General features: G+C 53.9%; 18 protein-coding genes. 13 read left to right on the top strand and 5 right to left on the bottom strand.

Annotated features, from left to right (window positions below; all coding sequences use genetic code 11):
* Positions 1–94: 94 nt before the first annotated feature.
* From RUE5091_RS19825 to RUE5091_RS19800, 6 genes are all read left to right on the top strand, one after another.
* Entirely contained in the window at positions 95–1,297 is a 1,203-nt protein-coding gene (locus RUE5091_RS19825) for a tyrosine-type recombinase/integrase (protein WP_058283674.1), read from the top strand.
* Between the two features lie 736 nt (positions 1,298–2,033).
* The gene (locus RUE5091_RS19820; RefSeq protein ID WP_058283673.1) at positions 2,034–2,624 is read left to right on the top strand and encodes a hypothetical protein; all 591 of its coding nucleotides are present in this window, start codon (positions 2,034–2,036) and stop codon (positions 2,622–2,624) included.
* A gap of 538 nt (positions 2,625–3,162) precedes the next feature.
* The gene (iadA, locus tag RUE5091_RS19815; protein ID WP_058283672.1) at positions 3,163–4,329 is read left to right on the top strand and encodes a beta-aspartyl-peptidase; all 1,167 of its coding nucleotides are present in this window, start codon (positions 3,163–3,165) and stop codon (positions 4,327–4,329) included.
* Positions 4,330–4,384: 55 nt separating this feature from the next.
* Positions 4,385–5,275, top strand: coding sequence for a cyanophycinase (locus RUE5091_RS19810; RefSeq protein WP_082643737.1), 891 nt, complete (start codon positions 4,385–4,387; stop codon positions 5,273–5,275).
* A 20-nt stretch (positions 5,276–5,295) separates the two neighbouring features.
* Entirely contained in the window at positions 5,296–8,097 is a 2,802-nt protein-coding gene (gene cphA / locus RUE5091_RS19805; protein ID WP_058283671.1) for a cyanophycin synthetase, read from the top strand.
* A 14-nt stretch (positions 8,098–8,111) separates the two neighbouring features.
* Entirely contained in the window at positions 8,112–9,848 is a 1,737-nt protein-coding gene (locus RUE5091_RS19800) for a Mur ligase family protein (RefSeq protein WP_082643736.1), read from the top strand.
* Positions 9,849–10,601: 753 nt separating this feature from the next.
* Here the strand turns inward: RUE5091_RS19800 and RUE5091_RS23640 are convergent.
* From RUE5091_RS23640 to RUE5091_RS19785, 3 genes are all read right to left on the bottom strand, one after another.
* Positions 10,602–10,949, bottom strand: a complete 348-nt coding sequence (locus RUE5091_RS23640; RefSeq protein WP_058283670.1) for a hypothetical protein — start codon at positions 10,947–10,949, stop codon at positions 10,602–10,604.
* A complete protein-coding gene (locus tag RUE5091_RS19790) occupies positions 10,933–11,703 on the bottom strand; it encodes a hypothetical protein (protein ID WP_082643735.1) in 771 nt (256 codons plus the stop codon). Before RUE5091_RS19790 ends, RUE5091_RS23640 begins: the two co-directional genes overlap by 17 nt.
* Before the next feature lie 73 nt (positions 11,704–11,776).
* On the bottom strand, positions 11,777–12,292 hold the full coding sequence (locus tag RUE5091_RS19785; protein ID WP_058283668.1) for a DUF805 domain-containing protein: 516 nt from the start codon (positions 12,290–12,292) through the stop codon (positions 11,777–11,779).
* A 567-nt stretch (positions 12,293–12,859) separates the two neighbouring features.
* Between RUE5091_RS19785 and RUE5091_RS19780 the strand changes: the two genes are divergently transcribed.
* The 4 genes from RUE5091_RS19780 (at position 12,860) to RUE5091_RS19770 (ending at position 16,896) form a co-directional block, all read left to right on the top strand.
* The gene (locus RUE5091_RS19780) at positions 12,860–13,159 is read left to right on the top strand and encodes a hypothetical protein (RefSeq protein WP_058283667.1); all 300 of its coding nucleotides are present in this window, start codon (positions 12,860–12,862) and stop codon (positions 13,157–13,159) included.
* A 64-nt stretch (positions 13,160–13,223) separates the two neighbouring features.
* Positions 13,224–13,346, top strand: coding sequence for a hypothetical protein (locus RUE5091_RS23760; RefSeq protein WP_010437819.1), 123 nt, complete (start codon positions 13,224–13,226; stop codon positions 13,344–13,346).
* Between the two features lie 24 nt (positions 13,347–13,370).
* Complete coding sequence (locus RUE5091_RS19775; protein WP_131726342.1) at positions 13,371–13,751, top strand: hypothetical protein; 381 nt, start codon at positions 13,371–13,373, stop codon at positions 13,749–13,751.
* Between the two features lie 400 nt (positions 13,752–14,151).
* Positions 14,152–16,896, top strand: a complete 2,745-nt coding sequence (locus tag RUE5091_RS19770) for an AsmA family protein (RefSeq protein ID WP_082643734.1) — start codon at positions 14,152–14,154, stop codon at positions 16,894–16,896.
* Positions 16,897–16,899: 3 nt separating this feature from the next.
* Here RUE5091_RS19770 and RUE5091_RS19765 read toward each other — a convergent pair whose 3' ends face one another.
* Positions 16,900–17,400 (bottom strand): hypothetical protein, encoded by a 501-nt coding sequence (locus tag RUE5091_RS19765; RefSeq protein ID WP_058283664.1) that lies wholly within the window; start codon positions 17,398–17,400, stop codon positions 16,900–16,902.
* Between the two features lie 315 nt (positions 17,401–17,715).
* Complete coding sequence (locus RUE5091_RS19760; RefSeq protein WP_058283663.1) at positions 17,716–18,621, bottom strand: ankyrin repeat domain-containing protein; 906 nt, start codon at positions 18,619–18,621, stop codon at positions 17,716–17,718.
* Positions 18,622–19,124: 503 nt separating this feature from the next.
* Between RUE5091_RS19760 and RUE5091_RS19755 the strand changes: the two genes are divergently transcribed.
* The 3 genes from RUE5091_RS19755 (at position 19,125) to RUE5091_RS19745 (ending at position 24,523) form a co-directional block, all read left to right on the top strand.
* Positions 19,125–22,706 carry an adenylate/guanylate cyclase domain-containing protein gene (locus RUE5091_RS19755; protein WP_058283662.1) on the top strand — a complete coding sequence of 1,194 codons (3,582 nt, stop codon included), beginning with the start codon at positions 19,125–19,127 and terminating at the stop codon, positions 22,704–22,706.
* Between the two features lie 26 nt (positions 22,707–22,732).
* Complete coding sequence (locus tag RUE5091_RS19750) at positions 22,733–22,990, top strand: DUF4242 domain-containing protein (protein ID WP_058283661.1); 258 nt, start codon at positions 22,733–22,735, stop codon at positions 22,988–22,990.
* 117 nt (positions 22,991–23,107) lie between these two features.
* Positions 23,108–24,523, top strand: a complete 1,416-nt coding sequence (locus RUE5091_RS19745) for an FAD-binding oxidoreductase (protein ID WP_058283660.1) — start codon at positions 23,108–23,110, stop codon at positions 24,521–24,523.
* Positions 24,524–24,562 lie beyond the last annotated feature (39 nt).

The following is a 24,562-nucleotide window of genomic DNA, read 5'->3' as shown; positions in this document are numbered from 1 at the left end:
AAGCGGCAACATGTGTCCATGAACGTCCAACAAAATGCGCTAGAAGCCAAGTCAGATGGGGGTATTTTTGGGGGTAGAAACATTGGATTCTTGAATGCCGCTTAGTGATATGAAGATTCGGAACCTCAAACCCGAGGAAAAGCCCTACAAGGTTTCCGACCAAGGTGGATTGTACATTGCGGTCCAACCGCATGGATCAAAGCTTTGGCGATTGAAATATCGGTACAAGGGCCGAGAAAAGACTATGTCTTACGGTCCATACCCTCTGATTTCGCTGAAAGAGGCTCGCGAGAAAAGAGATCGTGATAAACGCCTGATCTTGGATGGTCAGGATCCGGGTGTTCGAAAGCAAATGCGAAAGCGAGCTGCGGTACTCAGTGACGAGGACACATTCGCAGCGTTTGCGGCAGAGCTTTTGGAAAAGAACCGCCGGGAAGGTAAAGCATCACAAACGCTAAAAAAGAAAGCGTGGTTGATTGATCAGGCCAATGAGGGAGTCGGACACCGTCCCGTGAAAGAACTGCGTCCGGCTGATGTTTTTGCGACGGTCAAACCAATAGAGGATGCAGGCAAACGCGAAACTGCGGGTCGGGTCCTATCGGTCATCGGAGAAGTTTGCCGTTATGCGATCGCAACGGGTGTGGACATCAATGATCCTACCTACGCTCTCCGGGGAGCACTGCAAAAGAAACAAGTCGCTCACCGCGCCGCAATCCTTAATCCCAAACGCCTTGGTGAGTTGCTAGCTGCCATAGACGCATATGGTGGTCATATCCAAACGAAGCTTGGTGCTCAGCTCCTAGCGATCCTGCATGTGCGACCTGGTGAACTGAGGCAGGCCAAGTGGCCGGAATTCAATCTTGAAGAATATGTTTGGACAGTCCCAAGAGATCGCATGAAAATGAGACGCGATCATCGCGCTCCTTTGCCGGCGCAGGCGATCGAAATTCTTCAGCGCCTACGACCTCTTTCACAGGAGGATGGCTATGTTTTGCCCGGAGTCGCTGATTGGAAGAAGCCGCTCAGTTCGAACACTTTCAACAATGCTTTGCGGAGGATGGGATTCGCTAAGGAAGAGGTCAGCGCCCACGGCTTTCGTTCAACGTTCACTACATTGGCAACCGAAAGTGGACTGTGGAGTATTGACGCAATTGAACGTGCTCTATCCCATGAGGAAGAAAACAAAACCAGGCGCGCCTATCTGCGTGGCGACTTTTGGGATGAGCGTGTGAGAATGGCCGAATGGTGGGCGAACAAACTTGACGAATTGCAACTCGTTGCAACTGACGGCCAATAAACGGGGGAAGAACAAAGCTATTCTGGTTTAGTAAGCCGCTTTAGCTTGGCTGGTAGAGCACGCCATTCGTAATGATGAGGTAGGGGGCGAGTCTCTTCTGCGTCACCAGTTCTTCTAAAAAACAATATAAGTCAGGCGCTTAAAGCTTCCCACGGGACGCTGTGATGGATTTGCGCCGTTGCGTTATCTTTTTAGTCTGCCGCCCTAAGTGCTTTTGGGCGACCGTACTCGAGACGTCCTCGATGTTTTGTCAGACAGAGGAACAGGCTTGGTCCATCGCAGATCATCCACCGCTGAGGGGCTAACGCTTGTTGTCTATGCAAGCGTTGAAACAGATTTCATGGCACTCCGTCGCGAAATACCCGTTGGGCGCGCAAAGGATCAAGAAATGACTGTTTGGCGAGGCTGCGGCACTGTAATCCGCGGTTAAAACGTTTGTATATGGGCGGTGAAGCGCACCTGAAAGCGAAACATTATCGATAAAATACAAGAGTTTAGTTCAAGACTGGTGCCTCCAGGCTCGAAGATCGGATTAGACATCCGAGGGTACTCTCGCGTTAGTTCAAACCCTCCTGTAAACGTGCAGGGTTGAACGTCAGGAACGCTCTGATAACTATGTGAAAAAGAGATCTTTACTACTACTAATCGGCAACTGCGGCCAAAATTTTGCCAGATTGGTGGATTGAAGTCGCTCGGATAAACAGAATTGCCCAATGGGCCTAAAGGAACCTTGCGCATGGATAGCTACCCTTCTTGGATTGCCGATCGCGCATTTGGTGGTGCTGGTGTCGCGGCGGCCCCGAACCTCTTTACTGCAAAGGATAACTGGCCCGATGGCCCCTCAGCTCCTGGAGCAATGGAAGCTGTAAGCAGCCTGATTGAGGGAGGAATTAAGACCAACGATGGGATAGTACGCTTGGTATTCCTCGTGGGTGGGGCTGGTAACGGAAAGTCGTTTATGGCTTCGCGGGTAGTGCAAGAAACCGGTGCCCAGAATATGGATGGTCAGACAACTTTTGCCCGAAGAAGTTATCGCTACGAGGTCAGCGGCAGTCAAAGGTTCCGCATAATCAACGACGCAACTATTCCGACAGAAGACCAAGAACAGAGCACTTTGTGTACTGAGATTTCGTCAGCCTTGTCTTTGAGCGAGCATATCCTCGTATGGGTGGCTCTGACAGGTCGTATTTGTGTCTGGGTCGTTTCTTCTTCTTTCTCCCAGCAGCCGGTAAGCAACACGAAGGCTAATAGCCAAACAGATAGTCTCATCATATCCCCCTCCCGTGCCGCCCGCGTTCCTCTCTTCGTCTCTGTGAAGCTGGTCTAACTTGCGGATTTTGCGTCTAAAGCTGTTGCAATTGTACGCGCTTACTAAACAAAGTCAAAAATCCGAATTTGTTTGGCGATGGCGGAGAGAAACCCGAGTACATCTTGTCAAACTGACAAAACAACTTCGCAGTACGACGTCTCCTCGATGCTGCTGTTTGTCTTATCGGCAGTACAGAAGGTTTGTTTTTCGAGTTAGTGTAGCTGTGTCAAAAGTTAAGCGTCCAGAGGTTACACCGTGATTGAGCAAAGCTAAGGCCGTCGTCCCGCCCAACGAGTGGAGCGGAAATGTCCGCATTTGGCAAAACGCTGTCATTGCATACCTCTGAGCCAATGACAGCTTTGTCCGCATAGCAGACATTGATCGATTTTCCCCGAATGACCACTCTGCGGACAAACTTGCCATCCGCTTCATTTTTCTCATTGTCTGCTAGTGGCGTACGACCGACATCTACGCTTTCCCTGAAAAAGGGGATGGTTCTTTTGCTGCCATTTGGTGCAAAGAAGGACGTCTTCGCTCCTACTGACGGATTTGCAACGTGTTGAAGCTCATCAAGAATGCGCGTCTCTATTCACCTGAGCCTGTAGGTTTGGGCCATATTCTCACCGCGGGTGAGCGCATCATTTACCTCGGCAGTAAAAATCCCGAATTGCCGGACCAGCTTCAGGCAGAGATCATTGACGTCGAAGGTGCAGCGGTTGTTCCGGGTTTTATTGATGGGCATGCGCATATAACTGGCGGTGGCGGTGAAACCGGACCAGCCAGTCGGGTGCCGCCGCTTGTCCTGTCCTCTTTCACGCGTGCCGGTGTCACTTCAGTCGTTGGAGTATTGGGCACGGACGATCTGACCCGCAACACCCAGACGCTGGTGCAACAGGCCTATGGGTTGCGGGAAGAAGGACTTTCAGCCTGGTGTCACACCGGTGGCTATCACGTCCCACTGACCACCCTCACCGGTTCAGCCCGTGGAGACATTGTGTTCCTTGATCCGGTCATCGGTGTTGGGGAACTGGCGATCAGTGATCACCGGTCGAGCCAACCGACATTGGACGAGTTTCTGCGGATCGCGAGCGAGGCCCATGTCGCGGGTCTGATGACTGGCAAGGCGGGGATTGTGCATTGCCATATGGGAGATGGCGAGCGAGGGCTGTCAATGTTGGAACAGGCTATCGCGACCTGCGAAATCCCCGCACGCGTCTTCAATCCAACCCATGTCAATCGCAACAAACCACTCTTCGAACAGGCCGTGGCACTAGCACGGCACGGATGTTACATCGACGCAACCGCATTCCCTTGCGGACATGTCGAGCCGGGCATCTCTGCTGCTGAGGCCTACATTCAGTTTCGCGATTTGGGCGGTCACGCGGACCGTTTCACCATCAGCTCTGACGGTGGTGGCTGCCTGCCCGCCTTTGACCATGAAGGCAATCTGACACGGTTCGGTGTGGGTTTGTCCGACACTTTGCCGGACATGCTGCGCGAACTCACCAACAGAGGAGTACCAATGCCCGAAGCTCTGGCTCCGCTGACCTCAAATGTCGCTGACCTGCTGAAGCTGCACCGAAAGGGTCGTCTGAACGTGGGTATGGACGCTGATTTGGTCGTTCTTGACGAAAACACTGCCGTGCGGCATGTGATGGCCCGGGGGGAATGGCATGTACGCGACGGCCAGATAGCCCGACGCGGCATGTATGAACAGGTTTGAGCGTCCGCGCGGTCCTCGGTGGCTGCCCGCTATAGCACCGGAAGGTAGTTAAGATATGTGCCCTGCACCCGTTGATGCAGAAACCCCGCGCGGGTTCATCATTCCGATCGGCGGCGGTGAAGACCGCGTCAAGGAAATGCAGATTCACCGAAAGTTCGTAGAACTATCCGGCGGTGCCGACGCTGATATCGTCGTGATCCCAACAGCCTCGATGCTGGAAGAAACCGGACCGGACTATAACCGCATCTTTTCCGAGCTTGGTGCAGGCAAGGTTGAATTCCTGCCTATCTCGCGCCGCGCCGATTGCGACAACCCGGATTACGCGGGGATGCTGGATCGTGCTACCGGGATTTTTTTGACCGGTGGGAACCAGTTGCGCCTGTCAGCGATTCTTGGAGGCACGCTGGTCGCCCAGAAAATCCGGCGCCGAAACGCGGCAGGGGTGCCGGTTGCAGGAACCTCGGCCGGTGCTTCGATCATGTCCGAGCATATGGTAGCAGGCGGCAGCAGCAACTCTGGTCCAGCCGAAGGTAACATCACGCTGGCTCCCGGTATGGGTTTGACCAACGCCGTCATCATTGATCAGCATTTCACCCAACGCAACCGCCTGGGTCGATTGCTAACCGCTTCATCTTTTAACCCTTTTCTAATCGGATTGGGCGTTGACGAAGACACGGCGGCCTTCATTGGGCCCGATAACGTCTTTGAAGTAATCGGCAGCGGAACGGTTACCGTGGTGGATGCGAGCCATTTGACCCATTCTTCGATGTGGGATGCCCGTCGCGGCGAAGCACTCAGCCTTCTTGGACTTCGGCTTGACGTTCTGGGTGAAGGGTGCCGTTATGATCTGACGGCTCGCCAGGCTTTTCCGCCGGATGAGCATATGGCGTTCTGCACATTGCCGGATCTGTCCGGGGATGAGGCCGCCAGCGGGGGGAAACAATAATCTAACCAACGAGGAACCTCATGAAAATAATCTCGACCAATGTCTTTGTCGGCCCGAATGTCTGGGCAAGTTTTCCGGTCATTCGCCACGTCATTGATCTGGGCGTTTTGGAAGATTGGCCTTCGGCCAAAATTGGTTCCGAGTTTATTGATGCATTGACCCAGGCCCTTCCCGGTCTGGCGGAACATGGCTGTTCCTACCGCGAACCCGGTGGTTTCATCCGCCGATTGCGCGAAGATGAAGGTACTTGGCTTGGTCATGTTTTGGAACATTGTGCCATTGAAGTGCAGAACGTGGCCGGTTCGGATGTAACCTTTGGCCGCACGCGCGGCACAGGCGAACCCGGCCAATACAACATGGTTTACGAATACCGCCAGCGCGATGTTGGTCTGGACGCAGGCAAGCTGGCAATGCGGCTGCTGATGCATCTATTGCCGCAATCCTTCAAGGAACAGGTGGACTACGACTTCGACCCGGAATTCAACTGGGATGACGAGTTGCGTAGCTTTGTGCTGCGGGCGCAGCGCAAGGAATTTGGTCCCTCAACCGGCTCATTGGTTAAGGCCGCGCAAGAGCGTGACATCCCTTGGATCAGGCTGAATTCTGGGTCACTGGTTCAGTTCGGGCACGGCAAATACCAGAAACGCATTCAGGCAACCATAACCTCTGAGACCAAGCATATCTCGGTCGAGATTTCCTGCGACAAGGAAGACACGCACAATCTGCTGAACGATCTGGGCCTGCCTGTGCCGCAGCAACGCATGGTCTATTCCGCGCGTGAAGCCGTGCGCGCCGCCGCACGGATCGGGCACCCGGTGGTGGTCAAACCGCTCGATGCCAATCATGGGCGCGGTGTTTCGATCAACCTGAACTCGGATGAAGAGGTCGAGGCAGGCTTTGCCGAAGCCAAGGAACATTCCCGCAGCCGTGCCATTCTGGTGGAAAGCTTCATCACCGGGTTCGATCACCGGATGCTGGTGGTGAACAACAAGCTGGTCGCGGTGGCCAAGCGCGTGCCGGGCCATGTGGTAGGCGATGGCACGCACACGATTGCCGAACTGGTCGATATCGTGAACGAGGATCCGCGCCGTGGCATCGGGCATGAAAAAGTGCTGACCATGCTGGAGATCGACAATCAGGCCAAACGCCTGATGGAAAATGCAGGCGTGACGGAAAAAACTGTGCTGCCTGACGGCGAGGTCTTCTATCTGCGATCAACCGCGAACCTGTCGACCGGCGGCACGGCCATTGATCTGACGGATGTGGTGCACCCTGACAACCGTGACATGGCCGAGCGTGCCATCATGGCCGTCGGGCTGGATGTGGGCGGTGTCGATTTCCTTATCGACGACATCACCAAATCCTACAAGGATATCGGCGGCGCGATTGTCGAGGTGAACGCCGCCCCCGGTTTCCGGATGCACGTGGCACCGTCCGAAGGTCAGCCGCGCGACGTGGCGGGCAAAGTGATCGACATGCTGTTTCCGGCCACCGAGGAAACCCGCATCCCCATCGCGGCAATCACCGGAACCAACGGCAAGACGACCACTTCAAGGATGCTGGGGCACATCATTAAAACCAGCGGCAAGACCGTTGGCATGACCTCGACCGATGGTGTTTATGTTGACGGCAAGCTGAGCGTCAAGGGCGACATGACGGGACCCAAGTCGGCACAGATCGTTCTGCGCGACCCGGCTGTCGATTTTGCGGTGATGGAAACCGCACGTGGCGGACTTGTGCGGTCGGGTCTGGGCTATCAGCGCTCGAACGTAGCGGCCTGTCTGAACGTCTCGGCAGATCATCTGGGCCTTGGCGGCATCAACACGGTTGAGGAACTGGCCGTTGTCAAACGCGTGGTGGTGGAAAGCGCCACCGACACGGCCGTTTTGAATGCCGATGACATCAACTGTCTGAAAATGGCCGACTATGCCGGTGCGGATCAGATCTTTTATGTCACCACCAACCCGGGGCACAGCCTGGTCAAGGAACATATCAAAGCAGGCGGCAAGGCCATTGTGCTTGAAAAGGGCATGAATGGTGACATGCTGACCATTTATGACAACGGTCTTCATATCCCGGTGCTGTGGTCGCATCTGATCCCGGCGGCATTGGAAGGCAAGGCCATTTTCAACGTCCAGAACGCAATGTTCGCCGCCGCGATGGCCTATAGCTTCGGAGTGGACCTGGACAATATCCGCCACGGGCTGCGCACCTTCGACACCAGCTATTTCCAGGCACCCGGGCGGCTGAATGTCTATGACGAGCATCCCTTCAAGGTGATCCTCGACTATGGCCACAACCCTGCCGCGCTCAAGGCGATGGCGGCGTTGGCCGATCAGTTGGAGGTCAAGGGCCGAAGGCTGTGCGTTGTTGCGATGCCCGGCGACCGGCGCGATGAGGATATCGTAGACGGGGCCGCCGCATTGGCCGGGCATTTTGATCATTTCATCTGCAAGGCAGATGACCGCCGCCGGGGCCGTGGACACGACGAAGTGCCGCAAATGATGCGGCAGGTCCTGATCGACAACGGCGTCGATGATGCCGCGATCACGATCATCCCGGATGAGGTCGAAGCGGTGACTGCAGCGTTGGAACAGGCCGCACCGGGCGATCTGCTGGTGATTTTCGGTGATGATACAACGCGCTGCTGGAAGCAGATCATCTATTTCAACTCCGATAGCGAAGCGCCAGTCACAGAGGCTGCGCCGGTGGCAAGCCCCATCGACACCTCGTTCGAGGACATGTTCGAAAGCGACCAGAACCTGATCCGGGATGCGCGCGGCGTGCGCCTGGCCCGCGACATCAGCGAAGACGCGGATTGAGCGGGGGTACCGGAATGGACCGGATCGAAGAGCTTGAAAACGCGCTGACAATTGAAAGCGCGTACGCCGATCATATCCGAGTAGACGATGCCCGACGCCTGACCGGGCCGGGACTGTTGTGGAACCGCCCCGGCGCGGTGATGGATGTGTTTTTCACCGATATCGGCACCGCGCAGGTCACCGCTTTGTGGGAAAAACACGCGCGCCGCGTGCTGGACGGGCTTGGCTGGCAGGATCAGGACGTAACCCACCGCAGTTTCACCGGTGGCGTCAATCTGGCGATTTCAGCGCCGATGGATCAGCTCTATTCCGCGATCTTCGCGGTGCAAACCGTCTGGCATTTCTGTGCTTCCGAACTGTTGGCATCCGAGCCCGGCGATTTCGATCAGATGGTTGCGGATGTCAAAAGCGTTATGGAGAAGGAAGCCAATCCCGCGCTGATTGCCCTGATTGCGGCAGCAGAGGCGCATGGTGTGGATATCCTGTGCGATGATGACGAAGTGTCGATCGGGCACGGTACTGGCAGTCAGACCTGGCCGGTCGATGCGCTGCCTACCCCCGATGACTTGGACTGGTCGGCTCTGCACAATATCCCGGTGGCCTTCATTACCGGAACCAACGGCAAAACAACTACAACCCGTTTGCTTGAGGCGATCGCGCGCGCTTCTGGCAAGGTTGCCGGGCTGACCTCGACCGAATTTGTGCGGGTGGGAGACGACATTCTCGACCGTGGCGATTATTCCGGTCCTGGCGGCGGTCGAATGCTGTTGCGTGACAAAAGGCTGGAGGTCGCCTGTCTGGAAGTCGCGCGCGGAGGTATCCTGCGCCGGGGTCTGCCGACCCGCGCGGCAACGGCAGCGGCGGTCACCAATGTGGCAAACGACCATCTGGGGCAATACGGGGTCAACACGGTGCCGGAACTGGCTCAGGCCAAATTCGCCGTGCATCGCACGCTGGCCGAGGGTGGCGTGCTGGCACTGAATGCCGATGATGAATTTGTCCGTGCCGAGGCGGCGAATACATCTGCGAATATCTGGTGGTATTCGCTGGATGCGCAGAATGCCCTGATCCGTCAGGCCCGCGATGCGGGCAAGTGCTGTGCCTATGTGCGGTCGGGAAAAATCGTCTTTTTCGATGGTGCGGCGGAACGGGTGGTGATCGCCGTCGGCGATGTGCCCCTGACCATGGGGGGCGTAGCAAAATACAACATCCTTAACGCCCTAGCGGCCTTATGCCTTGCCCTGGCATTGAACCTGCCCGTTCAGGCAGCTCGAAAGGGGTTGGCAGGGTTCAAGCCCGACGCCAGGGACAACCCGGGCCGTTGCAACGAGTTTCTCTATAATGGCGCGCGGGTTTTTGTGGATTTTGCCCATAACCCGCATTCGATTTCGGCCGTTTGCGATGCCCTGTCCAGCCTGCCGGCAAAACGGCGTTTTATAATGCTCAGCCATGCCGGGGACAGATCCGATCAGGATATCCATGACGTCACTGCGACGGCGCTGAACTTCAAACCCGACGTGGTCGTCGCAACAGAACTTGAGGGGTATCTCAGAGGTCGCGAATTGGGTGACATTTCTGATCTGATCGAACGGGCAGCGTTGGACCATGGGTATGGTGCGCACCAAATACTCAGAGCTCCTTCGCCCACACAAGCCGCTTCAATGATACTTGAAAAGCTTGAGCCGGGAGATGTTGCCTTGCTGCTGGTTCTGTCCGATCGCGACGCCGTTCTCGCGATGCTCGACCGATAAACAGAGCCGGGTGCCGGTGTCACGCAGTTGTAGCTAGCACACGGCGATGTAAGCGCGCGCAAATGCAAACAGGCAGGGAAGTATGCACCAAAAATGTTGCACCTTCGTCCTGAGACCGATCGGAGGCGGACTACGGTGCAGAACCCGCCAAGTGATCGTTGCGCAGTATCCGGTACTTTGGGCTCAGCGCAGTCACCTGACGGATTTACTTAGATGACCGATTAGCGGCCTTGAGCGGGCGTTCACCCCCGAAAACTCGGAGTTTCGAACAGGAACGACCGCTCTCACCATAAAGCGGTCGCTCTCCCAAATCTTGGCTACGACCGGCTTGCGGACAATTTACCGTTGGCTCAATGGTTCCTGAGGACCGGTCTCAGCCCAAAGCGGACATTCGTAACAAGACTTTGCAATTTCCGAGACCGGATCTAGGTGCGCTCATAACGCTGCATTTCTGACATTGATTTCATTAAAGAAAATCTTGGAACTTTGCCCATAAGTTTGCATGCTAAAGAGAACTCATCGAATAAACAGGCCGTCAGGCTTATTTGCGGTGCCCAAATGCAGCTTACTCCCATCGCCAGCAGATGAGCGCCAAATGTCGGCTTCGCCATCCCAAACACTGGCGCTGACGCATGGCGTTGGGTTTATTCCGTCGCAATTGGATCCATGAATATCCGCTACGACAACGCGTCGACGCCCAAAATCAACGACCATCCAGCCTTGGTTGAGCAAGGAGTGCACCTCTTCGCTAACTCAAAAGTGCGACATGCATCCGCCAGTTCCGCAGTAAAGAGATGCGGTGCTCGAGCACGCAAAACCAGACTCATTCAGAACCCAGTCGCGTTGCAAATCTCCGTCTAGATCGACCCTTTCAACCGCGCCCCAATCTAAGTCAAACTGACCGTCGTTGAACGACGCGCAGGCCTGTGTCGCCAGATCAATCTTTGTCCGCAAACCGGTTGGTAGTTGTGATAAGTCAGCCGCAAAAGCTGGTGAAATCCCAATTAAACCCGAAACCAGCACAATCGCGGAAACCAAACATTTCAACTGGCGCACTAATTGAGAAGCCGGTTGGATAGCGGCATCAATTGCATTGATCATACCTGTAGTCCCCGTATTCCAGCCAGTTTGCCGAGCCCTCGCTAAAAATCAGAAACTCGGACCTGTCTTCCCCAAGTAGGGCGACGACAAATCCGGTCGGCGGCTCAGAATTTCCGAAGTAACTGTAGGCAGTCATGGCTCTGATCGACTCGCCATTGACCGTTACTCGCGCGTCCCACTCTCCCTCCGGATTGTCCAAAATTACGGGCTCGATCACGCGTTTTATCGCTCCGCCACCACAATAGACGATGCCTTCGGGTGCTTCGTAAGAGGCCCCCTGACTAGCACCTGACTCGCAGGCGGAACGAAGGGACCGAATTGCCGCGCTGGAACCTTTTAAGTCAAAGATTCCATAGCTGACGTCTTGATCAATCATCGACAGATTGACCGAAGCATTGGCCGCAAGCTGGTCCAGAACGAAACTATAGTCCTGCTGACTATTGAAGCTGACCTCGACCGGATAATTGTCGACGATCTGCAAGGCAGCGTTTTCTGCGCCAACCTGAAATGCACCAACTTCAGTGGTGCCGTTCTTCAAAAAACGAATGGAAAGCCCCTGCTTGTCCACAATGTCCTGGCTTTCCTCATATCCAGCTGGAGCAAATCGGATACGGTTACACTGAAGTTCCAGCGTCATGTTTCCGGTCTGAATAAATGCATTGGGATTAGGCCCGGGACTGAACGACCACTCCGCTGATGCTGTGGTCGCCATAGCCAACAGCAACATTCCAAGGGAAATCGGCTTGCAACTCATTTTCTCTCTCCATGGCGCTGCGGTTCGCACTGTCATTCAGCAGAGGTGCCGGCTTGTTACCTGGACAACCAGGTCAGGAAACAGGTTCGCCGTATTCGTTTGCGCCTTCTTCCGAAGGGCGCGTCAGCCACCAGATCATCAGAATGGACAGAACCAATTGAAGAATTGAGACAACAACAATACCGGTCACGCCCAGGACTGCCGCGGGTCCTCGTAATGCGTCAGGGTTCTCGGTCCCTTGCTCCAAAACCGAGAAGAACGCCACCCCACCCAGCATAACAAAGAGCGTTGTAATGCTGAGCGCCATCGGCAGCAGCAAATACCAGCCAGGTCGTCCTGTATCATGCAGCCTCCGCCAACCGGCGGCCAGCATGGGTATGAGAACAGCCAGTTGGAAAACAGAGGACAGAACCCGAGATCCCTGCCCTGTTTCGGGGTTGGTCCCGAATATGATCGTATCCAGCACAGCTAAAGCAGCGCTCGCGAGAACCACGAACAAGAAGAACCACCAGTATTCTGAGCGTAAAGCCCGACCGGAGAACTGGAAGTATTTCGAAAAACACGTTTTAACGGCTTCACCAATTCCCATTTTTCACTCCTTTTTATCTTTCTGTGCGCCGAAAAACGCTTCGCCGCTTAGAAGAACTCACTCGCCCCTAAGGATGCGCTCACTATCCTTTTTTTGAAAGCAGACGCTTATCATACGAGAGCGTAAAGAAGTTTACGCGCGGAAAATATGTTGATTTATGAATAAATAGATTCAAACATGCGAATTCGACACAACTTTCATTTTACCTCCGTTGTTGTCGCTGTCGCCCGACTTGTCGGGCCCTTCCGACTGCTAGAGTGAGTGCTGGCGGTCGGAAGGCCTTTAATAATGATCGAGCGTTGGGAGGACGCGATGTTGAAACCTAACGTTCTCCCCATCTTTCCAAAGTTTGCTCTAGCTTTCGCCAGTGTCGTCATTCGGCCTTCACACGTTGTTGGCGGCCCCGATAGTCAACGAAATGTTGTTCCGCCGACCAAGCCCGCCGCAGCAAGTTTTGGGAAAGGTATTCACAGGATGGAAGCATGTTCTGTTGGGTACTCAGACGCGAGAGCTTCAAACAAGCGCATCCAGTTTCACTAATTTCAAAGGACCCAGAGGGAGGAGAAAATGACCAACAAGATGGTGATGATTGCAGGCGCAACTTGTTTCGCAATGCTTGCGGCCTGTGACGATACGAGTACATCAAGCGCGTCCGCCGAGCTCACACCGGCTCAGCAAGCATGTTTGCGAGATGTAGCCAATACGACAAACAATTCGCAAGTCGTGGTGCTCTCATCCGCGTTTAGCGAGGCGGGAACACAGGTCACTGTAGGCGTTGGCGAGGATCGTGCTCCTTGGAATTGCATTGCTTACAGTGATGGCGCGACAGCTGGTATCGAGTTCCTGGGCGACGAAGGCGCATTGTGAGCAGTCTGCTGCTTAGCCGACAACGGCTGCGCAGCACTGGCTCGCTCTTCGGATAGTGCAGGCCATGTATTCTTCGCGTCTGAGCCAAGGGGTTCTGAAATACTACACGTTCATCGAACTGATGACGAGCGCGGACATGATCGAAGCCCTGAAGCGCGTGCCGGAATTTTCAACTCCGGTTGAATGAAGTTAGGAAGTAAAGGAAAAGTCTATGAAGATCGTATACGGAATTCTCGCAGCCTTATCAGTTGTGTTTTTCACCCTTGGAGGCAGCGATGCCCATGCCAAAGACAACAAGGGTAAAAAGCCGAACAAGGGGGGCAAAGACGGTGATGTCAGTATTCAGATTGAAGACAAACCCGGCAAAGGCCCAAAGACTATCCCACCTGGTCAGATCAAACGCTACACGCGCGGTGCCAAGCTCCCATCTGATCTGGAGTTCGAGGATATTGGGGACCTTTCCAAATGGAAGCTGAAGGAGCCGGGCAAAGGAAACCGCTACATTCAGGTCGATGGCGAAGTCCTCGAAGTTACGAATGACCTGTCCACCGTTGTTGATGCCGTCGGCGTCGTCGGTGATCTTCTCAACTAGATGAAAGTACGATGTTTCACGGCAAGAATTACCTCGCTTGTCCTGACGCTGGCCGGGGCGATCTTTCTGTGAACCCCGGCCCAAGTTGAAAACCCGGACACCGGACCTGGCGATGAAAAAAGCCCTTCTTGTACATTTTGCGCTTACTACCTTTTCAGCAACGCGCGTCCAATAGGTCGATGACGTTCAGACTTTTGGACCAATCCAGACTTCCAAAGAGGCTACAACCAATAGGGCAAGTGTACTTATGGGAAGAACAAAAGCGACTGGCGGGGCTATCAAAGACGAATAGTGACACGGCCCAACCGACCTGAATATGGTTCAGAAGGGGCGTTCAGTTAGGTGGTCCGAATATCTGCTTGTCAGAGACTGAAGGGCGAAAGCGGCGATAGGGGAGCGCATGAGGGTTTGGCTATTTAGGATAATTGGGCTTGTCGCACTTCTCGCATTCGCAGCAGTCGCGTTTGTTTGGTTGTTGTTTGCTGCTCCGATGTTCTCGGACATGCGCCGCAACCTTGTGGAAGGAGTTCTTTCGGAACAAATTGGTCGGCCCCTTTTGGTGAACGATGATGTAAGCGTCGCGCTTGGACGCATTAGTCACATCTACGTTGGCGGGGTGGTCATCCCGAGCCAGACAATGCCGGATTCACCACTTGTAAAATTGAACCTGCTGGAACTGGAGTTGGACATTGCCGCTTTGACCAGCGGGCGTCTGCATTTTGACAATCTGGTAGTGGAAGGCCTTCAAGCGAATATTCTTACAGCCGCAGACGGCACCACGAGTTGGCGAAAAGACAGGCCAACACCCAGGCCCTTGTCCGAGGAACCTGTATCAGCGGACGATCAAAAAGACGTCGCTAGCGCTGATAGTATCGATGAAAGCGACACAGAAAGCAGTGGGATCCTGAACTTCCTGAGCGACAAGAACGTCAGTTTCACGTCAATCGGGTTAAACATCGACGACAAGGTCTCGGGCTTCTCGTTTGTGTTTGACCTTCAGTCACTCGCGCTCGAACAAGTGGATAATGGACAAAGAACGAAGGTCTCTGGATCCGGCTCCGTCAACGGTCAGGGTTTCCAAATCGAAGGCGACTACCCACACGCCGCACCGTTTACGACGCGGGCCAGTTTTGGCGAAATGACCGTAAGCTACGATGGTGAGCCTTTCTCGGAGGACGAAGGTGGTGGCTATCGAGCTGTATTGGAGATGGACACCGGTGAATTCGGTGATTTTCTAGATGTCATTGGATTGGAACGCGTTTTGGAAGGCAATGGCCAGTTGCAGGCTGAGCTCGTGTCTCAGGACGCCCTGAAGATCGAGGCGTTTACAACCACCGTAAGCCTGGAGGACGGACAAAAACTCGAAGCTGAAGGTTCAATAGATGACCTCTACATCGCTCAGGGCGTCGACCTGCTTTTCAACGCGCGACTTCATCCGGAAGGACAGCCGCCGCCAGCAGCTAAAAGTATCCAGGAATTGAAGTTCACGGGCTTTGAAATGCATATGGTTGGATCCCTGGCTTCCTTCGAATTCGAGAAGTTGCTGTTCCAGACCAATGCGTTTGACCAGGGGTTAGACGTAATCGGTCCAGCCTCTATCGAAAGCATTCGCCGCATGCCAGACGGCCGGCTCGCCATGCTGGGCATCGCGCTGCAAGCTGGGCCAATTGAAGAGCCTGTCCTGAAAGCCGAAGGTGAAATCCTCGATCTGCTTCAGCTTCAGGACGTAACATTCGATGGTGTGCTGAACGGGCCCGCCAAGTTAATTTTGCCCAACCTCGATAAAGACTATGTTGACCAGTTCGGCGGCATCAAAGCCGATTTCAACATATCCAATGCGGGCGGGCCGGTTTCACTCAACAGGTTTAACGCGACCACATACGGCACCGATCTTTGGGCGCTCGATCTTGCACTATCCGTCAACGAGCTCAAAGGGCTGGCTGGTCTCGATTTCGATGTGGAACTGGATGTCGACGACGGTGCCCAGTTTCTGACCGCGCTCAATCTGCAACCTGTCGAAATCGGATCACTAGCTATCGATGCTGATACCTCTAAAAAGGGCGAGGACTTTGATGCCGCAATCCAGTTCGAAGCCGGGTCTTCGCATCTTCTTGCAGCTTTGGATGCACAGTTTCCCGAAGGTGCATCCGTCGTCCGTGGCAACATCACGAGTGAAAAGCTCGATCTCAACGACCTGAAGAACCTGACTGCCGTACTGGATCAACTGAAAAGCCTGGTAGGCGAGGCCACAAAAGAACCTGAAGCCGAAGTTCAGCCCTTGGTTCTGCCGAAGGAGACAGACGTCCAGCTCTTGGTGTTCCCAAAGGAAAAAGGGAAACCTGCCGATCTTCTGGATGTGCGACGCGTGCTGCAAGAAGCAGACGTCGAGGTACAGATCGAGTTCAAAGAGATTGTAGGCCAGCAAGGTGTAACGTCTGTTTCAAGCCAATTATCAGCTAAAGAAGGAACCGTGGATTTCGGCCCCCTTCAGATGGCTTATGGTGGCGGAAACTTCAGCCTTCGGGCGGTCATGGACATGGTTGATTCACCCGATTGGCTTTCATTGTCGGGATCAACCTCGGGATGGGAATTCGGTGAGATCCTTGATGAGTTGGGAATTGGTATTGATGCCTATGGCCGTTTGAGCGGAGAGTTTAACGTTTCCGGCAGCACTACCACTGGCAAGGCCTTCATAAACTCCATGCGCGGCAGCGCGTCTTTGTCGATGTCGCAGGGCTACATCAGCACCAGCCTATTAGAACTGGCGGGGCTGGGCATTTTCCCCTGGCTGTTTTCAGAGGAGTTCAGACAAGGCTACACCGACATCACTTGTGTGGTTGCCCCGGTCGATATCCAAGCCGGGCAAGTCAGCTCAAACTCCATCGTCATTGAAACGGGATCGGTTCAATTAGTGGCCAAGGGACAAGTGGACTGGCTGAACGACAGCATTGCGATTAGAGCTGAGCCGCGGCGCGTTGGCAAACCCTTATCCCGAAGCGCTTGGCCCTTTGATGTGACTGGCCAGCTTTCGTCGCCAAAGTTCAAGCTGGATGTGGGCGGGTCCAGAAACAAGGCTCCAGAAGGCGCTGATGCAATGCCTATCGACAGGCAACCGTGCCTGCCGGACATCAATCAATTGCAATAATACTTAATTCTTCAGTGGTTCTGGCTGTTCGGCCTGGCACTCCAGAACGGCCTCAATGGCTTTTGCAGACCCGCTGAGATCAAGCTCCACCTCGGCCCCGCTTTCGCCAATGATCGTGACGCTTTGGCGTTTTCCAAACTCGGTTACAAACGCCGGGTTGTCGAAAAAAGCGTAGCCACCGGGTACTCCATTCTTGAAGACTCCAATTGCTTCACCTTCGAATTTCGCATCACCAAAGTCGAACTTTACCATGCCCGTCGCACCGTCCTCGATTTGCACCCAGGCCGGATTAAAGGCTGCAAAAAAGCCACCAGCCTGATTGGGTGCCGCGCCGATTTCAACGGTCATGTCGTTTTCAAAGGGCTTCCACGCCAGACAGCCGCTGCCCTTTTCGGGATCAATCAGGATTGTCCAGTCGCCGGAGTCACCCCATCGCTCCATACCGGCACCCCACACCGCGCCAGTGGAGATCAATGCCATTGCTGTCAGCGCCAACTTGTTCATTCGATGCCCCACACTTGTTCCGAAGATATAAAGCTGCATTCAGAGTATCGCGCTGGATTAATCAAATACAACCATTCGATTTATGGAATGTTGAGCCAACGCCGACGGCATCCGGAGAACTTGTCCAACGACAGTTGTGGGCTGCACGTCAAACTTTGCAAAGTCCGCTTTCTGCGCATTACTGTCGTTAGCGCGGACTGCAGCACCTGGTAACTTTGGGCTCGAAGCGGTCATTCAACAAATTCGCTGGTATGTCCGGTATGCGGACAAAGCGGACCTTAGCCCGATTGCCTGTACTAGCGTATTGATATTGGCTCACTGCGCTCGAAGCGTGCTAAGGAACGCAATCAAAGCGACCCTTTCGGCGTCCGATAGATCCGGCATCAATGCCATCTCTGTTCCGGGAACACGCCCTGCGGGATCGGCGATGAATTGATTGAGTTCTGAGATGTTCCAATCACCGGATAGGGAAGCCATTGCGTTTGAGTATTTGTAACCTTCAACACCCGCTTTGGTGCGCCCGACAACACCTATGAGCGACGGACCGTGATTGTGCGCTCCGGATGGCACGGTTCCTTCTTCGATAATATGGCATTGCGTACAACCAATCGCTGAAATCCGCCCGAGCTCAAGGTCGGCGATCGCCAATTCAGTTTCGGATATGGGCGGCGGTTCGATTGGTTGTGCACCGCTTTCTGAGAGAAACGAAATCATCTCTGCCTTATCTTTTATTGTGGCCAGATGGATCGGCGGCACACCCCAAAACTCTCGTGCATTTACATTTGCACCATAAGCGACAAGAACTTTGGCGGCGTCCAGTGAGCCTCTCTCGGCAGCATCATGAAGCGGAGTATAGTCTTTATCGCCGGCCTGTGCGCTTGGGTCTGCTCCCGCCTTCAGTAAAAGTTCAACTATCTTTTCATGGTTGCCACGGGCTGCCTTTTGCAACGGACTACCAAAGTCGAGCGTTGCGTTGGCATCTGCGCCATGTTCGAGAAGGATTGCAACAATGTCGGTATGGCCGGATTGAGCGGCGAAGAACAAAGGCCGCTCCAAACTGGTTGGATCAACGCTTCCTTCGGCAGCAAGCGACGCCTCCAGCGCCTCGGCATCACCATTACTGGCCGCCTGCAAAATATCATCTGCCTGAGCAACCTGCGAAAACAGAGCCACCGTTAGAACCGGGAAAAGGAACAAATTGGCGATACTGAAACGTAGCATCAAGAAAACCTCCGTCAGTCGTAGCTGCGCCAACTATATCATAACTCGCCGCAATTCACCGCCATGCCAATACTTTACCGTTTTACAAAACCAGTTGACTTAGACTGCCCAATGGTCGGGTCCGCTCTGGGCTCGTAGCAGTCATCGGATTCGGCGCAGCATCTGCCAAATCACGGCGTCAGTCCCCGTCACGCCCGGCCCATTCCCGCCGTTGACCCACAGTTTGTCATGCCGCGGCGCGGCCCGTCGAACCTGCCGTTCGCTGCAAGCGCAAAATCTCAGGCCAGCCAATTTCGCACAATGCGGACAAAGTCGCCTTCAAAGGCAAAACATCAAACGCGTGCAGCCAATCAGCCAGTCGTGTAAATCTAGAACGCGGTGGCAAGAGCCGGAATTGTAGAGTGACCCGAAGATAAATGAAAGCAGACGCCATTCATTGAATAGTCAGTTCATTTTGAAAGCGTTTTCTTGATTAGTGCCGCGTATCTCAGCATGATCCAAAGATGTCGGCTGAAATAGACAAATGGTTAATTGATCTCGACCTGAGTCAGTACGCAGATGTTTTTGCGGAAAACGATATTGATGCGCGTGTTCTGCCACTACTATCTGGCGACGACTTAAAAGAGCTCGGAGTAAGCCTTGGTCACCGCAAAATCATCCTCGCTGCAATTCACGAGCTAGTCGGCCAACAGCACGCAACCTCGCCGTCACAAGCAGCTCGTGAACAAGCGCCCACCTCAGTCAATTCACAAAGTGATGATCCGCGCAAACAGAAGCATGTCGAACCGCCTACTGCAGAGAGGCGTCACGTAACTGTTTTGTTTGCCGATCTTGTCGGTTCGACTGAACTCACCAATCGCTTTGATCCCGAAGACATGCGGGACTTGCTACAGAACTATCAAGATGCCGTTGCAGGAGCCGTGAGCCGATATGGTGGCTACGTTGCAAAGTATTTGGGCGATGGTCTGCTCGTGTTTTTCGGATGGCCGCGGGCTTTCGAAGATCACGCAATTCGGGCGGTAAAAGCTAGTCTTGAGTCTGTTCACCGAGTCAAAGAACTCAAAACGCCTGACGGAGAGCCTTTGTCAGTCAGACTGGGAGTTGCGAGTGGTGATGTTGTGGTCGGCGATACCATTGGCGAAAATACATATGAGGAGGGGGCCATGACTGGTCCGGTAGTCAATCTTGCGGCACGGATTCAAGAACATGCAGAGCCAAACTCAGTCGTTTTGTCAGTTGAGGAAACCGAGACAGCTTTACATCGGATATTTGAGTTTAAATCTCTTGGGCAGGCAGAGCTTAAGGGGTTTGCTGAACCACGTAGTGTTCAGAAAGTGATGTCAGAACGCAGCGCGGAAAGCCGGTTTCAGGCCTCACATCGAGACGATGTCGACAGCGTCATGGTTGGCCGGGACTACGAAAAGGGAATTTTACTGCAATCATGGCAACGTGCTCAGAATGGCCACGGAGAAGTTGTTCTGCTCTCCGGTGAAGCCGGAATAGGAAAGTCGCGGCTTACAGAGGAATTCCTTGCTGAAATCACCGAAAACGACGAAGTCGATGTCATAAGGCTGAACTGTTCCCCCTATCTCAGCAGCAGCCCCTTTCATCCGGTAGCCCAACGAATATCCCAGGATGCGGGTGTTGAACCGGACTTTGATGACAATCTGATCCTTGAGCATGTCAGAAAAATGCTTGAAGGTCGACCAGGGTTGGACTGGGAACAAGTTCTGCCTGTCTTTGCAGCGTTGGTCGCACCGCGTAGTGCGCTTGCCCAAAAGGTGCTCGAGATGTCACCGCAGGAGCAGCGCGACACGACAATCCAAACATTAATCCACACAGTGCAGGTGCGGGCAAGCGTGCACCCGGTTATTCTTTGCGTAGAAGATGCTCATTGGATCGATCCTTCCACACAAGCATTGTTGGAGCGGTTTAAATCGATATGCACCGATCTTCCTCTGATGATCTTGATAACCCACAGACCCGGGTGGGGATTGGCCCGTGATGATGGGGACACACACGTACAGTCTCTAGTTTTACGCCGATTTGATTCTGCGCATGTCTCAAACCTTGTCGAAAACATTACAGGCAAGAGACCGGACAAAGCTCTGATCGCTACAATAATTGAAAAAACCGATGGTGTTCCGCTATTCGTGGAAGAAGTGACCCGAGCCATTGTCGAATCCGGCGAGCAGGGGCAAAGCTACATACCATCGTCATTGAAAGGCGCGTTGATGGCGCGGCTCGACGCAGTTTCGCCAGAGGCAAAACAGGTTGCCCTTACAGGATCGGTAATTGGCCGAGAATTTGAGCCGAGCATATTATGTGCCGCGAAAGGCCTTGAAAAATCTGATATCAACAAATGGCTCGAAGAGCTTTCTCGAACAGGCCTGATCTTTGAAAGCGGGCACAATCGCGGGCACTTCGTTTTCCGCCATGCCCTTATTCGCGATACCGCCTATCAATCCATGTTGAGTTCAACCCGGAGACAACAGCACGCAGACGTCGCGCGCGCTTTGATGCGGATAAGGTCATCTGAGATTGAGCGTCGCCCTGAGCTGGTCGCGCGCCACCTTTCTGAAGCTGAGGACTGGAGTGCCGCGTTTGAAAAATGGCAGACCGCGACAGAAATGGCGTTGGTGCGATCTGCCAGCCAAGAAGCGATGACGAACGCTAAAGAAACTTTGAGAGCTGCCGAAAAACTTGGATCAGACTCCAATACAGAGTTGATCAAGGGCAAGATCCTGGTCGGCCGCAGCCATGACAGTTTGGGCCAATTGCCTCAAGGGATAGCAGTTCTGAAAGACGCTTCCAACGCTGCCCAGGCGGCGCGCAACGTGGAGCTAGCCGCTGACGCGGCCAATCACTTCGCTGACTCATGCATGATGTCCAGCGAAAGGCACAGCGAGGCGATCGAACTCTGCGATAATGCGCTGAAAGACCTACCCGATGATGATGAAGTCCGTCGGTGCAGATTGATGAGCCAGCTTGCGCGCGCCCACATGTTCGTCGGTCAGTTTTCCGAAGGGGCACGTTTCGGCCAGCAATCCATGGAGCTGGCTGCAAAATTGGGAGACTATAAATCTCAGTTCTCGGTAATGATGATGCATTTTGGGGCCCCATTTGTCGCGCGGAAGGGACGAGAGGCCCACCATTGGCGGGAAAATCTGGAGGCTATGCACGGTGTAGCCGAGCATCTTGGTAGTGTCGATCAAGGGCGAGACCGAACCCTCAGCCTGTTTGTAGGTGCCGAGATGGCCGACCGCGAATTAATGGACCATTCTCTGGGTTTGCTCACCGAGATTTCGGAAAAAGACAATCATCTTCAACTCTATTGGGTTCAGAAGCACGCACGCGCCATGGTTGCAATTATGGACGGCGATTTTGAGCAAGCAGAAAAACACGCGACTGAGGCAGTGAAGATCGGTCGAAGGACCCATGGAGAACATGTTGAGGGCGTCTTCGGGGTTCAGATGTTTACCATCCGCCGCGAGCAAAACCGACTGCACGAGGTTGCGCCTGTGATCAAGCAACTGATGAAAGACAGCCCTGAAGACATTTCGTGGAAACCGGGTTTTGGCCTTATCGCTGCCGAACTGGGATACAAGGAAGCTTCTGAACGTATACTGAGTGAAATGGCTGCCAATGGCTTCGATCTTCCACCTGATGCCATGTATTCAACGACATTGTCATATCTTGCCGACATATGTGTCGCCATTGAGCATCAGGAACACGCTAAGACGCTTTATGGATTGCTGGCCCCCTACGAAGAATTGACGATCACCGCAGGGGCGACCACTGTTTGTACTGGCGCAGCTGCGCGACGCCTCGGCAGCCTGGGCATGGTGTTGAAGGACTGGGATGCCGCTGAGGCGATGTTCCAGAAGGCCATAGAAATAGACACCCGCATGAAATGCCCGCCTTGGATTGCGCACAGCAAGGCGGCTTATGCATCTGCATTAAGGCGACGGGGACGCCCGAATGATGTGGAACAGGCGTTTCAACTGGAAGGGGAAGCGTTGGCAATTTCGCAGAAATTGGGTATGGTTTCCCTAAGGTCAAAGCTCGAAGGAGTAGCGAGTTAAGGTACTTGAATGTTTTGGGGGACTTTATGCCTAGGTACATAATTGAAAGAAACTTTGCCGAGCAGCTAAACGTCAGCGATGATGACAAAATTCACATCAAAGAAATCAATGACGAGGTCGGCGTCGAGTGGATATTTTCGTTTCTAAGTGCAGATAAGCGCAAAACATACTGCTTGTACGAAGCCCCTGATGAGGAGAGCCTCAGGAAGGCAGCTGAGCGCCTGAATATTCCCGCCGACGTCATTACGCCCGTGGATCGGATTGATCCGGCAATATTCGCCTGACCAGCAGCCAATTTTACCCAACTCAATGAAACGACTTCGCGAGACAACGCGACGGAATTAACAATTAGCTGAGGCAGCCCTACAAGAAGCCTGACCTGACTATTGGGAGGCTTACGAATGTTTGACCTGAAAACACTCGACGGAAGTACAGCTATTGTGAATCAAGACACTTTGGACGCTCTTGATGCATCACTTCGCGGCGGGGTCTACCAGAAAGGCACCCCGGAATACGAAGACGCAAGAACTACGTGGAACAGCATGTTCGAACGTTACCCAGGTTTCGTGATCCGCGCTCTGGGGGCAAGCGATGTGCAGAAGGCAGTGAATTTCGTACGAGAGACCGGCCTCGTTATGTCGGTTCGGTCAGGTGGGCATCAGATTGCAGGGCACGCCGTCGCAGATGAAACAGTCATGCTCGATCTGTCCCAGATGCGGTCGGTTCACGTAGACCCTGTCAACAAGACTGCTCGGGTTGCACCGGGAGCACAGCTGGGAGATGTGGATCGTGAAACGCAGGCACATGGACTTGCCGTTCCCGTTGGCATCAACTCGACCACGGGCATCGCAGGCCTTACCCTTGGCGGCGGCTTTGGATGGACCACCCGGAAATTTGGCATGACGATCGACAACCTGCTCTCAGCGGAAGTTGTGACTGCGGACGGAGCCATTGTAACCGCATCTCCTACAAGCCACCCGGAACTTTTCTGGGCTATCCGCGGTGGGGGTGGAAACTTTGGTGTCGTAACCTCATTTGAATTCCAACTGCATGAGCTAGGACCCGATGTCCTGTCTGGCCTCATTGTTCATCCGATAGAAAATGCGCCAGAGCTCCTCGCTGAATTTGCTACGATTGCTGACAATTCCCCGGATGAGCTGACCGTCTGGAGTGTGATGCGAAAAGCGCCCCCTCTACCGTTCCTGCCAGCTGAGTGGCATGGGCGAGAGGTGCTGATCTTTGCAGCCTGCTATAGCGGGCCGATGGCAGAAGGTGAAAAAGCTATGGCGGCACTACGCGCGCTAGGTGAACCAATCTCCGATGTGATATCTCCCCACAAGTTCGTAGATTGGCAAGCCGCTTTTGATCCTTTGTTGACGCCAGGCGCCAGGAATTACTGGAAGAGCCATGATTTCGATGCACTTTCTTCGGATGCAATCTCAGGACTCTTGGATGCGATTTCCAGCCTTCCTGACCCGGCGTGTGAAGTTTTTATTGCTCATGTGGGCGGAGCAATGGCGCGCGTCGAGGCCGGTTCAACCGCTTATCCCCAAAGATCTGCTCACTTCATCATGAATGTTCACACGCGTTGGGAGGACCCCAGCAAGGATGCTCAATGTATCGAATGGGCGCGCAAGCTATACGACCAGATGCAACCGCATGCGAGCGGTAGTGCCTATGTCAATTTCATGCCGGAAGACGAAGCAGACCACATGACCGGAGCGTATGGCGAGAATGGCGAGAAACTGTCTAAGATAAAGCGTAGTTATGACCCCACCAACTTGTTCAGGGTTAACCACAATATCTTGCCTGCTTGATGGAATTCAGAACTGCATAAACTGATCCAGATTGATGTT

This window comes from Ruegeria denitrificans, assembly GCF_001458295.1.
Taxonomy (GTDB): domain Bacteria; phylum Pseudomonadota; class Alphaproteobacteria; order Rhodobacterales; family Rhodobacteraceae; genus Ruegeria; species Ruegeria denitrificans.
The sequence above is the reverse complement of the archived record's forward strand: the minus strand, read 5'-3'. Positions and strand labels throughout refer to the sequence as shown.

What these genes read in the sequence shown, in the direction of transcription:
- RUE5091_RS19810 (WP_082643737.1), top strand. Translation starts at nt 4,385, where the DNA reads ATGTGCCCTGCACCCGTTGATGCAGAAACCCCGCGCGGGTTCATCATT.
- RUE5091_RS19780 (WP_058283667.1), top strand. Translation starts at nt 12,860, where the DNA reads ATGACCAACAAGATGGTGATGATTGCAGGCGCAACTTGTTTCGCAATG.
- RUE5091_RS19820 (WP_058283673.1), top strand. Translation starts at nt 2,034, where the DNA reads ATGGATAGCTACCCTTCTTGGATTGCCGATCGCGCATTTGGTGGTGCT.
- RUE5091_RS19760 (WP_058283663.1), bottom strand. Translation starts at nt 18,621, where the DNA reads ATGCTACGTTTCAGTATCGCCAATTTGTTCCTTTTCCCGGTTCTAACG.
- RUE5091_RS19785 (WP_058283668.1), bottom strand. Translation starts at nt 12,292, where the DNA reads ATGGGAATTGGTGAAGCCGTTAAAACGTGTTTTTCGAAATACTTCCAG.
- RUE5091_RS19800 (WP_082643736.1), top strand. Translation starts at nt 8,112, where the DNA reads ATGGACCGGATCGAAGAGCTTGAAAACGCGCTGACAATTGAAAGCGCG.
- RUE5091_RS19775 (WP_131726342.1), top strand. Translation starts at nt 13,371, where the DNA reads ATGAAGATCGTATACGGAATTCTCGCAGCCTTATCAGTTGTGTTTTTC.
- RUE5091_RS19765 (WP_058283664.1), bottom strand. Translation starts at nt 17,400, where the DNA reads ATGAACAAGTTGGCGCTGACAGCAATGGCATTGATCTCCACTGGCGCG.
- RUE5091_RS23760 (WP_010437819.1), top strand. Translation starts at nt 13,224, where the DNA reads ATGTATTCTTCGCGTCTGAGCCAAGGGGTTCTGAAATACTACACGTTC.
- RUE5091_RS19790 (WP_082643735.1), bottom strand. Translation starts at nt 11,703, where the DNA reads ATGAGTTGCAAGCCGATTTCCCTTGGAATGTTGCTGTTGGCTATGGCG.
- RUE5091_RS19755 (WP_058283662.1), top strand. Translation starts at nt 19,125, where the DNA reads ATGTCGGCTGAAATAGACAAATGGTTAATTGATCTCGACCTGAGTCAG.
- RUE5091_RS19750 (WP_058283661.1), top strand. Translation starts at nt 22,733, where the DNA reads ATGCCTAGGTACATAATTGAAAGAAACTTTGCCGAGCAGCTAAACGTC.
- RUE5091_RS19825 (WP_058283674.1), top strand. Translation starts at nt 95, where the DNA reads ATGCCGCTTAGTGATATGAAGATTCGGAACCTCAAACCCGAGGAAAAG.
- RUE5091_RS23640 (WP_058283670.1), bottom strand. Translation starts at nt 10,949, where the DNA reads ATGATCAATGCAATTGATGCCGCTATCCAACCGGCTTCTCAATTAGTG.
- RUE5091_RS19770 (WP_082643734.1), top strand. Translation starts at nt 14,152, where the DNA reads ATGAGGGTTTGGCTATTTAGGATAATTGGGCTTGTCGCACTTCTCGCA.
- cphA (WP_058283671.1), top strand. Translation starts at nt 5,296, where the DNA reads ATGAAAATAATCTCGACCAATGTCTTTGTCGGCCCGAATGTCTGGGCA.
- RUE5091_RS19745 (WP_058283660.1), top strand. Translation starts at nt 23,108, where the DNA reads ATGTTTGACCTGAAAACACTCGACGGAAGTACAGCTATTGTGAATCAA.